The organism is Rhodococcus sp. CX (genome assembly GCF_015865005.1).
Taxonomy (GTDB): domain Bacteria; phylum Actinomycetota; class Actinomycetes; order Mycobacteriales; family Mycobacteriaceae; genus Rhodococcus.
In genome coordinates this window covers 1-10,473 of the sequence record NZ_JADZGH010000215.1, presented here as the reverse complement: position 1 = coordinate 10,473, position 10,473 = coordinate 1, and the positions used below count along the sequence as shown (strand labels likewise).

General features: G+C 69.1%; 9 protein-coding genes and 1 pseudogene. 8 read left to right on the top strand and 2 right to left on the bottom strand.

Features of this window, described 5'->3' with window-relative positions:
- The first annotated feature begins 74 nt into the window (after positions 1 to 74).
- The 4 genes from I0Q12_RS23705 to I0Q12_RS23690 all read left to right on the top strand — a co-directional run bounded on the left by I0Q12_RS23705 (position 75) and on the right by I0Q12_RS23690 (position 6,577).
- Positions 75 to 1,760, top strand: coding sequence for a ribonuclease J (locus I0Q12_RS23705; protein WP_197255303.1), 1,686 nt, complete (start codon positions 75 to 77; stop codon positions 1,758 to 1,760).
- Positions 1,761 to 1,844: 84 nt separating this feature from the next.
- Entirely contained in the window at positions 1,845 to 2,468 is a 624-nt protein-coding gene (locus I0Q12_RS23700) for a TIGR03085 family metal-binding protein (protein ID WP_197255301.1), read from the top strand.
- A 102-nt stretch (positions 2,469 to 2,570) separates the two neighbouring features.
- Positions 2,571 to 5,378, top strand: a complete 2,808-nt coding sequence (locus I0Q12_RS23695; RefSeq protein WP_197255298.1) for a DNA translocase FtsK — start codon at positions 2,571 to 2,573, stop codon at positions 5,376 to 5,378.
- Positions 5,379 to 5,560: 182 nt separating this feature from the next.
- Positions 5,561 to 6,577 (top strand): TerC family protein, encoded by a 1,017-nt coding sequence (locus I0Q12_RS23690; protein ID WP_197255296.1) that lies wholly within the window; start codon positions 5,561 to 5,563, stop codon positions 6,575 to 6,577.
- A gap of 3 nt (positions 6,578 to 6,580) precedes the next feature.
- Here I0Q12_RS23690 and I0Q12_RS23685 read toward each other — a convergent pair whose 3' ends face one another.
- Both I0Q12_RS23685 and I0Q12_RS23680 read right to left on the bottom strand, forming a co-directional pair.
- Positions 6,581 to 6,865 (bottom strand): YciI family protein, encoded by a 285-nt coding sequence (locus tag I0Q12_RS23685; protein WP_197255294.1) that lies wholly within the window; start codon positions 6,863 to 6,865, stop codon positions 6,581 to 6,583.
- Between the two features lie 40 nt (positions 6,866 to 6,905).
- A complete protein-coding gene (locus tag I0Q12_RS23680; RefSeq protein WP_197255292.1) occupies positions 6,906 to 7,433 on the bottom strand; it encodes an amino-acid N-acetyltransferase in 528 nt (175 codons plus the stop codon).
- 150 nt (positions 7,434 to 7,583) lie between these two features.
- Between I0Q12_RS23680 and pgsA the strand changes: the two genes are divergently transcribed.
- The 4 genes and pseudogenes from pgsA to I0Q12_RS23660 all read left to right on the top strand — a co-directional run bounded on the left by pgsA (position 7,584) and on the right by I0Q12_RS23660 (position 10,296).
- Complete coding sequence (pgsA, locus tag I0Q12_RS23675) at positions 7,584 to 8,276, top strand: CDP-diacylglycerol--glycerol-3-phosphate 3-phosphatidyltransferase (protein ID WP_197255290.1); 693 nt, start codon at positions 7,584 to 7,586, stop codon at positions 8,274 to 8,276.
- Positions 8,277 to 8,785 (top strand): annotated as a pseudogene (locus tag I0Q12_RS23670) (CinA family protein).
- A gap of 104 nt (positions 8,786 to 8,889) precedes the next feature.
- The gene (locus tag I0Q12_RS23665) at positions 8,890 to 9,279 is read left to right on the top strand and encodes a helix-turn-helix domain-containing protein (RefSeq protein WP_197255288.1); all 390 of its coding nucleotides are present in this window, start codon (positions 8,890 to 8,892) and stop codon (positions 9,277 to 9,279) included.
- Between the two features lie 201 nt (positions 9,280 to 9,480).
- Positions 9,481 to 10,296, top strand: a complete 816-nt coding sequence (locus I0Q12_RS23660) for a PspA/IM30 family protein (protein ID WP_197255285.1) — start codon at positions 9,481 to 9,483, stop codon at positions 10,294 to 10,296.
- Positions 10,297 to 10,473 lie beyond the last annotated feature (177 nt).

Sequence of the window (10,473 nt, the reverse complement as noted above, 5' to 3'; positions counted from 1 at the left end):
CCCGCCCGCGCCGCACCCCGCAGACCTCTGCGGCGACCCAGCGACCCGACCTGCGTCAGCCGGTCGATCCGACTATGCGTCTGGGCGCACCGCCCAAGGCGCCCGCGAAGGGCCTGAGGGTCGTCGCGCTCGGCGGTATCGGCGAGATCGGCCGCAACATGACGGTCTTCGAGCACCAGGGCAAGATCCTGATCGTCGACTGCGGCGTGCTGTTCCCCGAGGATCAGCAGCCCGGCGTCGACCTGATCCTGCCCGACTTCCGGTACATCGAGAACCGGATGGACGACGTCGAAGCGATCGTGCTGACGCACGGTCACGAAGATCACATCGGCGCGGTGCCGTTCCTGCTGCGTCTGCGCCCCGACATTCCGGTGGTCGGCTCCAAGTTCACGTTGGCGCTGGTCGCGGCGAAATGCCGCGAGCACCGGCAGCGGCCCGTGCTCGTCGAGGTCACCGAGGGGGAGAGCACCACGCACGGCCCCTTCGAGTGCGAGTACTTCGCGGTCAACCACTCGATCCCCGACGCGATCGCCGTCGCGATCCGCACCGACGCCGGTCTCGTCCTGCACACCGGCGACATCAAGCTCGACCAGTTGCCCCTGGACAACCGGCTCACCGACCTGGCCGGGTTCTCGCGACTCGGCGACGAAGGCGTCGACCTGTTCCTCGTCGACTCCACCAATGCCGAGGTGCCGGGTTTCGTCACCCCCGAACGCGAGATCGGCGGCGTGCTCGACGGCGTCATCGGCAAGGCCACCAACCGCGTCATCGTCGCCTCGTTCGCCAGCCACGTCCATCGCATCCAGCAGGTCGTCGACGTCGCCGCCCGGTACAACCGGCGGATCGCGTTCGTCGGCCGCTCGATGGTCCGCAACATGCAGATCGCCCAGGACCTCGGGTACCTGCAGGTGCCCGACGGCCTCGTCGTCGACCTGGACACCGCGGCGAGCCTGCCGGGCAACCGCCTCGTCCTGGTCTCGACGGGATCCCAGGGCGAACCGCTCTCGGCCCTCTCACGCATGGCCCGCGGCGAGCACCGGCAGATCAACATCCGCGCCGACGACCTCGTCGTGCTGGCGTCGTCGCTGATCCCCGGCAACGAGAACTCGGTGTTCGCAGTCGTCAACGGACTCGCCAAGCGCGGCGCGACCGTCGTCACCCAGCAGAACGCGAAGGTCCACGTCTCCGGCCACGCGTCGGCCGGTGAGCTGCTGTACCTGTACAACGCGGTGCGCCCGACCAACGCGATGCCCGTCCACGGCGAATGGCGGCACCTGCGCGCCAACGCGAAGCTCGCCGAAGCCACCGGTGTGCCGCCCGAGCGGATCGTCCTCGCGGAGGACGGTGTCGTCGTCGACATGGTCGACGGTCTCGCCGAGATCGTCGGGCAGATCCCCGTCGGCCACGTGTACGTCGACGGTCTGTCCGTCGGCGACGTCGGCGAATCGACCCTGTCGGACCGGCTCATCCTCGGCGAGGGCGGCTTCATCTCGATCTCGGTCGCCGTCGACTCGGCCACCGGCCGTGCGGTCAGTTCCCCCGAGGTGTCGGGACGCGGATTCTCCGACGACCCCACGGCCCTGTCCGAGGCCGCCCGGCTCGTCGACAAGACGCTCGACGAACTCGCCGCGGAAGGCATCAACGAGACCCACCGCATCGCACAGGCCATCCGGCGTGTGGTCGGGCGCTGGGTGTCCGAGACCTACCGCCGCCGGCCGATGATCGTGCCGACCGTCATCGCGGTGACAGCACCGGAGTGATCTTCGGGCGGCCCGTGTCCACCGACCGCGGGTCGCCCGCCGGGAGCGATGACGGTGTCGGGCGCGCCGTGTACCGTCGGCGCCGTGAGCCTGGCCAAACGCGAACGAGCAGCCCTGGTCCGCACGATGTCGGAGGTCGGTCCCGACGCGCCCACCCTCTGCGGGGACTGGACGACACGGGATCTCGCCGCGCACCTGCTGGTGCGCGAGCGCCGGATCGACTCGATGCCCGGCATCCTTCTGCCGCAGCTCGCGGACCACACCGAGAAGGTGCGCAAGTCGGCCACCGACCGGCCGTGGGCGTACCTGCTCGCGGACATCGAGTCCGGGCCGCCGATGTGGTCCCCGTTGTTCCTGGTCGACGCGGTCGCGAACGCGGGGGAGATGTTCGTCCACCACGAGGACGTCCGGCGCGCCGTCGACGGCTGGGAGCCGCGGGTGCTGCCCGCCGACGATCAAGAGCACCTGTGGCGGCTGGCCCGGCAGATCGGCCGGCGCAGCTACCGCGGCAGCGATGTCAGCGTCGTCTTCGAACGCCCCGACGGCACGCGCGCCACCGTGCGGAAACGAGGCCCGCGCACCGTCGTGCTGCGCGGCGAACCGGCGGAACTGCTGCTGCACGCGTTCGGTCGCGACCAGGTGCGGCTGGAGACGGACGGCGAGCCCCGCGACCTCGACGAGATCACGGCCTCGGCTCGCGGCGTGTGACGGTGAATACCCAGGTCACGGCGTGTCCTGTGACATGAACCGCGACGTGGTGCCGGTGTTGCGGATGGTTCGGATGGGGGCCGAGCGGCTAACCTGACGGGTATGGCAGGAAAGTCGAGCAGTCGCGGATCGTCCACGACCTCCCGGTCGAAGGCGACAGCGCGCGGCTCGGCCGGGACCTCGAGCCGCTCCGGCAGCGCCGGTGCGAGCCGGTCCGGCGGTTCCTCGAAGAGCGGATCGTCGCGCAGCGGCGCGGCCAAGAGTGGAACCGCGAAGGCGGGCACCGCGAAGACCGGCGCCACCAAGCGCCGGTCCTCGGCGTCGTCCACCCGGACCCCGGCGCGGCGTTCGGCCGCATCCACGCGTCCGGCCCGCGTCGCCGCGCCCTCTCGAACCTCGGCGTCCGGACGTCGGGGCCCCGGCGTGCTCGACTCCCTCGGGCGCGGGATCAGCGCCGGCTGGTTCATGATCGCTCGCGGCGTCGGCGCCACCATCCGCACGATGGGCAAGGCCGGCGACATCGAACACGGTCACCGCCGCGACGGCATCGCGCTCGGACTGATCGCACTCGGCCTGGTCGTGGCGGGCAGCGTGTGGTTCGGGGTCGGCGGCCCGGTCGGCGGCTGGGTCGAATCCGGGGTGCGCGCGGTCACCGGTGGTGCCAGCGCAGTGCTGCCGCTCGTCGCGATCGGTATCGCCGTGGTGCTCATGCGCACCGAGCCGCGACCCGAGATCCGCCCCCGCCTGATCCTCGGCGGGCTGCTGGTCGGGCTCCCGGCACTCGGGCTGTGGCACATCGCATCCGGATCGCCCACCACCCCCGAAGGCCGATCGCAGGGCGCCGGGTTCGTCGGCGGCGCGGTCGGCGGGCCGCTCACCTCGGGCCTGACCGTCTGGCTCTCGGTGCCGCTGATGGTGCTGGCCGCCGGGTTCGGGATCCTGCTCATCACCGGCACCACCGTGCGTGAACTGCCCGGTCTCTTCCGCGACTACTTCGGGTTGTCGTATCGCGCCGACGACGAATACGGCGACTACGACGAGTACGATCCCCACGACGACTTCGGCCGCGACGAACCGCCGTACGACGACCACGACCCGACGCTGTTCGACGCCGACGGCTATCCCACCGAACGCCGCCCGCGACGGCGCCGCACCCCGGCCGAGAACTACCCGACCGACGAATTCGACGGCAACGCCCGCACCGAGGTGCTGCCGCTGTGGGACGCGCCCGCGACGAAGCCGTTCGAGGCGCCGCCCGCTCCCGAACCCGAACCGGAACCGGAACCGACGCCGGAACCGCCCAAACAGCGGACCAGGCCCAAGCCGACCCCGAAGCCCACCCCGCCGCCGACGCCGGCCGTCGACGAGGCCGACGAACTCGACGCGATGGTGCCGGAGCGGGTCGTCGAAGGCGACTACACGCTGCCGTCGATCGGGCTGCTCATCCAGGGCGACCCGCCGAAGACGCGCTCGTCCGCGAACGACCAGATGATCGACTCGATCACCGAGGTCCTCGAACAGTTCAAGATCGACGCGGCGGTCACCGGGTTCACCCGCGGTCCGACCGTCACCCGCTACGAGGTCGAACTGGGTCCCGGCGTCAAGGTCGAGAAGATCACCGCGCTGGCGCGCAACATCGCGTACGCCGTCGCGACCGACAACGTGCGGTTGCTCGCCCCGATCCCGGGCAAGTCCGCGGTGGGCATCGAGGTGCCCAACTCGGACCGCGAACTGGTCCGGCTGGCCGACGTGCTCGCCGCCCCGAGCACCCGCAAGGATCGGCATCCGCTGGTGATCGGCCTCGGCAAGGACATCGAGGGCGACTTCGTGCACGCCAACCTGGCGAAGATGCCGCACCTGCTGGTGGCCGGTTCCACCGGTTCCGGTAAGTCCAGCTTCGTCAACTCGATGCTGGTGTCGCTGTTGATCCGGGCGACCCCGGAGGACGTGCGGATGATCCTCATCGACCCCAAGATGGTCGAGTTGACGCCGTACGAGGGCATCCCGCACCTCATCACGCCCATCATCACGCAGCCGAAGAAGGCGGCGGCCGCGCTGGCGTGGCTCGTCGAGGAGATGGAGCAGCGCTACCAGGACATGCAGGCCAACCGGGTGCGGCACATCGACGACTTCAACGCCAAGGTGCGCTCCGGGGAGATCACCGCGCCGCTCGGCAGTGAACGCGTGTACCGCCCGTATCCGTACATCCTGGCGATCGTCGACGAGCTCGCCGACCTGATGATGACCGCGCCGCGTGAGGTCGAGGAGTCGATCGTGCGGATCACGCAGAAGGCCCGCGCCGCCGGTATCCACCTCGTGCTGGCCACGCAGCGACCGTCCGTGGACGTCGTCACGGGCCTGATCAAGACGAACGTGCCGTCCCGGCTGGCGTTCGCGACCTCGTCGCTCACGGACTCGCGCGTCATCCTCGACCAGCCCGGCGCCGAGAAGCTCATCGGTATGGGCGACGGTCTGTTCCTGCCGATGGGGGCGGGCAAACCGCAACGCCTGCAGGGTGCGTTCATCACCGACGAAGAGATCGCCGCGGTCGTCGACTTCACCAAGAACCAGGCCGAACCCGAGTACACCGAGGGCGTCACCACGCAGAAGGCGGGGGAGAAGAAGGACGTCGACCCCGACATCGGCGACGACCTCGACGTGTTCCTCCAGGCCGTGGAACTGGTGGTGTCCAGCCAGTTCGGCTCGACGTCGATGCTGCAGCGCAAGCTGCGCGTCGGTTTCGCGAAGGCCGGCCGGCTCATGGACCTGATGGAGACCCGCGGTGTGGTCGGCCCGAGCGAAGGGTCGAAGGCCCGCGAGGTGCTGGTCAAGCCGGACGAACTCGAGGGCCTGCTGTACTCCATCCGTGGGGGCGGTGGAGACGGGGAGAACGGCTCCGACCAGGACTGATACGGCCCCGGGCTGCGAGTGTGGTTGAATGGACCACGTTGTGGAGGGGAGTATCCCCGTGATCCGCGACAGTTCCGTCAACACGTACGGCAGCGTTGCCGCTCCGGGACTGTCGGTCTGCACCTGTGCAGGCGGGAGAGACCTCCGGTGCCCTTCCAGGTCTACCGGAGGAATTCAGCCCCATGCATGTGACACCCCTGGTGTGGCTCGTCACGATCGCGGTCATCGCCGCGCTCTTCGTGTTCGACTTCGTCTCCCACGTCCGTACCCCGCACGCCCCCTCGCTGCGTGAATCCGGATTCTGGTCCGCCGTCTTCATCGGCATCGCGATCCTGTTCGGCGTCGTGGTCTTCGCGCTGTGGGGACCGCAGTACGGCGGCGAGTACTTCGCCGGCTACGTCACCGAGAAGGCGCTGTCGGTCGACAACCTGTTCGTGTTCGTGGTGATCATGGCGACCTTCGCGATCCCCCGCGAATATCAGCAGAAGGTGCTCACCATCGGCATCGTCCTGGCCCTGGCGATGCGCGGCGCGTTCATCGCGGTCGGTGCCGCGGCGATCAACGCCTACAGCTGGGTGTTCTACCTGTTCGGCGTCTTCCTGCTGTACACCGCGGTCAAGCTGATCATCGACCACAACAAGGACGAGGACACCAAGCCCGACGAGGGCCGCATCGTGAAGCTGGTGCGCAAGGTCGTTCCCACCACCGAGCACTACGACGGCGACCGTCTGGTCACCCGGATCGACGGCAAGCGCATGGTCACGCCGCTCATGCTCGCGCTGCTCGCCATCGGCTTCGCCGACGTGCTGTTCGCCCTCGACTCCATCCCGGCGATCTACGGCCTCACCCAGGAGCCGTACCTGGTGTTCACGGCGAACGCGTTCGCCCTGATGGGCCTGCGTCAGCTGTTCTTCCTCATCGGCGGCCTGCTGGACCGCCTCGTGTACCTGTCGTACGGCCTGTCGATCATCTTGGCGTTCATCGGCCTCAAGCTTGTGCTGCACGCGCTGCACGAGAACACGCTGCCGTTCGTCAACGGCGGGGAGCACGTCGCGGTCCCGGAGATCTCCACGAGCCTGTCGTTGGCGGTGATCATCGGGGTGCTCGTCGTGACGACCGTCCTGAGCCTGCTCAAGAACCGCAGCGACGCCCGGAAGGCCGAGGCCGTGGAGAGCTCCGAAACCGAGAACGTGCGGTGACCGTCAGGCGTTGAACACGCCCATCACCGGCTGCCAACCGGTGATGCGGACGGCGTCGACGAGGTTGCGCTGCGCGAACGGGTCCTGTGCCATCAGTTCGTGCGCGGCAGCCTCGTCGGCGACGTCGATGAGGATCAGGGCGCCCGAACCGTCCACCCACGGGCCCGTCGCCACGACCGTGCCCGCGTCGACGAGGTCGCTCAGCCAGCTGCGGTGCGTCGGGCGGTGCTCGTCGCGTGCGGCGACGGTGGCGTCGGAGTAGGTGTATTCGACGGCGAACAGGGGCATGGGTTCCTCGCTTCGGGTTCGGGGTGTGCTCCGGAGCCGCTCAGAGCGTGAGCAGCATCCGCGTGTTGCCGAGTGTGTTGGGTTTGACGTAGCTCAGATCCAGGAACTCGGCGACGCCGGTATCGTACGACCGGCACATTTCGGCGTAGACCTCGGCGGTGACGGGGGTGCCCTCGATCTCGGCGAATCCGTGCCGGCCGAAGAACTCCACCTCGAACGTGAGCACGAAGAGCCGGTCGAGCTCGAGTTCCCGCGCGACCTCGATGAGTTTGGCCACCACGAGATGTCCGGCGCCGCGCCCCTTGACCCGCGGATCCACCGCGACCGTGCGCACCTCGCCGAGATCCGCCCACAGCACGTGCAGCGCGCCGCAGCCGATGACCTCGCCACCCGATTCGGCCACCCAGAACTCCTGCACCGACTCGTACAGGGTCACGAGGTTCTTCTCGAGCAGGATGCGACCTGCATAGATGTCGATGAGACGCTTGATCTCCGGAACGTCCGACGTTCGAGCACGGCGCACGATGATCCGGTCGGCGTGTTCGTGATCGGGCGTCGGAGAAGTCATGCGGTGAACAGTAGCGGGTGCTCGGAACGATATTGTGGGTCACGTGCCGGTCGGATCGTCGAGTTCATCCCAGATTCCGGGGGAACTACGTCCACCGGCCCGACCTGTGCCGACTTCCGGTACTTCACGACGTTGCACCCGGAGGTCCGCATGAGCACGCCCCGTCCCCATGTCGCCGGGGCCGGTAGCGGCGCCGCGCCGGGCCCGCACGCCGGCACCGCCCACGAGCCGGTGCCGCTGTGGAACATCGCGAACATCCTCACCATGCTGCGGATCGCGCTGGTGCCGGTGTTCCTCGTACTGCTGTTCGTCGGCGACGGTCACGAGACCCGTTGGCGCATCGCGGCCACGGCGGTGTTCGCGATCGCCGCGATCACCGACCGCGTCGACGGTCAGCTCGCCCGTCGTCGAGGTCTGGTCACGGATTTCGGCAAGCTCGCCGACCCGATCGCGGACAAGGCGCTGATCGGTGCCGCACTCGTCGGCCTGTCGGTCCTCGGCGACCTGTCCTGGTGGGTGACCGGAATCATCGCCGCCCGCGAACTCGGTATCACGGCACTGCGATTCGCGGTGCTCCGGCACGCGGTGATCCCCGCCAGCCGCGGCGGCAAGGCCAAGACTCTCGTGCAGACCCTCGCGATCGGGGTGTACCTGCTGCCCTTGCCGGACGCCGTGATGCCGTTCGCGGTCGCGCTGATGGCGCTGGCAGTGCTGTTGACCGTCGGTACCGGCATCGACTATGTGGTCCAGGCGGCACGGTTGCGCGCGGGCGTCCGCACGGAGGCGCAGCATCACCGCGACGACCAGCATCACCGCGACGACCTGGGCGGAGCCGAAGCGTAGATGGCCGCCGCGCCGGATCCTCTCGTCGCCGCCACCCGGGCCGCAGACCTCGTTGCCGCCCTCGTCGAGCGAGGGCAGACCGTCGCGACCGCCGAATCGCTCACTGCGGGCCTGCTCTCGGCCACGATCGCCGGTGTGCCCGGAGCCAGCGCGGTGTTGCGCGGTGGTCTCGTCGTGTACGCGACCGATCTGAAGGCATCGCTCGCCGGCGTCGACACCGAGCGCCTCGGGCGGGACGGTCCGGTCGCCGAGTCGACCGCTGCAGCACTCGCCGAGGGCGCTGCGGAACGCTGCGGTGCGACGTGGGGTGTCGGACTGACCGGGGTCGCCGGCCCCGACGATCAGGACGGGCACCCGCCGGGCACCCTTTTTCTGGGGATCTGTGGCCCGACGGCACCACCGTGACATGCCCTGCGGTGCACGGCGACCGATGGTCCATCCGGCTCGGTGCGGTGGACGCCGCCGTGTCGGGGCTACTCGGGCGCCTGACATCGGACTCGGCGTTGTAGTGTCTGCTCACCGCGGTTTTCGGTGCACGGTGTCGCGACCGCGGGAACCCGGCGGCGCGGTTACGCGTTGTCCGGGATAAGGCACGACGGACGAGGAGGACGCGATGGCTCTGTTGTTGCGTGAGGCAATCGGTGACAGCCTTCGGCGCACCCGTGTGTCGCAGAGTCGCACTCTGCGCGAGGTGTCGAGCAGTGCGCGGGTCAGCCTCGGCTACCTCTCGGAGATCGAACGCGGACGCAAGGAAGCGTCGAGCGAACTCCTCGCGGCAATCTGCGACGCGCTCGAGGTGCCGCTGTCCGACGTGCTGTTCGACGTCAGCGAGTCGCTGGCGGATGCGGCACCGCATCGCGATCGGAAGGATGCCGCTGCGGCGGCACCCCTCGATTCCGGTGTGGCCGTCCACGGTCCTGCCGGGGATCCGGCCGCGCGAATTGCGCAGGACACCCGCGTGGTGATTCCGCCACCTGCGACGCGGGCGCTGGCTGCCGCCTAACATGGATCACGACCGCGCCGGCTTGCCGGATGCGGACGAAAGCGACAGACTTTTTCGGGTCACCACCGGGGGGTGGCCCGGGACACGACAGGTGGGACCGCCCGATGAACGGTGAAGGTGCGGCGGTCCGAATCGGTGCGCGAGGGCCGCGCACCGGGTCGCGTTCGGCGCGGCGTACCAGATGGAGGCAGGATCACACCCATGGCTAATCCGTTCGTCAAGGGTTGGAAGTACCTCATGGCGCTTTTCAACTCCAAGATCGATGAGAAGGCCGATCCGAAGGTCCAGATTCAGCAGGCGATCGAGGATGCCCAGCGTCAGCACCAGGCCCTGTCCCAGCAGGCTGCGTCCGTCATCGGCAACCAGCGGCAGCTCGAGATGAAGCTCAACCGTCAGCTGGACGAGGTCGAGAAGCTCAACGCCAGTGCCCGTCAGGCCGTGCTCATGGCCGACCAGGCCACCGCCGCCGGCGACACCGAGAAGGCCATCCAGTACACGAACGCCGCCGAGGCGTTTGCGGCCCAGCTCGTGACCGCCGAGCAGTCCGTCGAGGACCTCAAGGTGCTGCACGACCAGTCGCTGCAGGCCGCGGCGCAGGCGAAGAAGGCCGTCGAGCAGAACGCGATGGCCCTGCAGCAGAAGGTCGCCGAGCGCACCAAGCTGCTCAGCCAGCTCGAGCAGGCGAAGATGCAGGAACGGGTCAGCGAGTCGCTGCGCTCGATGGACTCGACCCTGTCGGCTCCCGGCACCACCCCGAGCCTCGACGCCGTGCGCGAGAAGATCGAGCGGCGTTACGCCGACGCCTTGGGCTCGGCCGAGCTCGCCCAGAATTCGGTGCAGGGCCGCATGCTCGAGGTCCAGCAGGCGACGATCCAGATGGCCGGGCACAGCCGGCTCGAGCAGATCCGCGCATCGATGAAGGGCGAGGCGCTCCCCGGTGGTGCCGCCGGTACCTCCACGCCGGCCGTGAACACCGCGAAGGAACCGCCGGCCGCCGGTGCAGCGGGAACGCAGTAGTCGACAGTCGGATGTGATCCAGACATGAGCACTCCGGGCAACGGCCGGGTCGGGAACGTTCCCGCCCCGGCCGTTGCCGCGCTCAGGGAAGCCGCCGACGGTGTCGTCGAAGCGGCGCGCCGCTGGCGTGATCCGTCCGCCCGGCTGCGGCGGAAGAAGCGGCGGGCCGCTTCGACG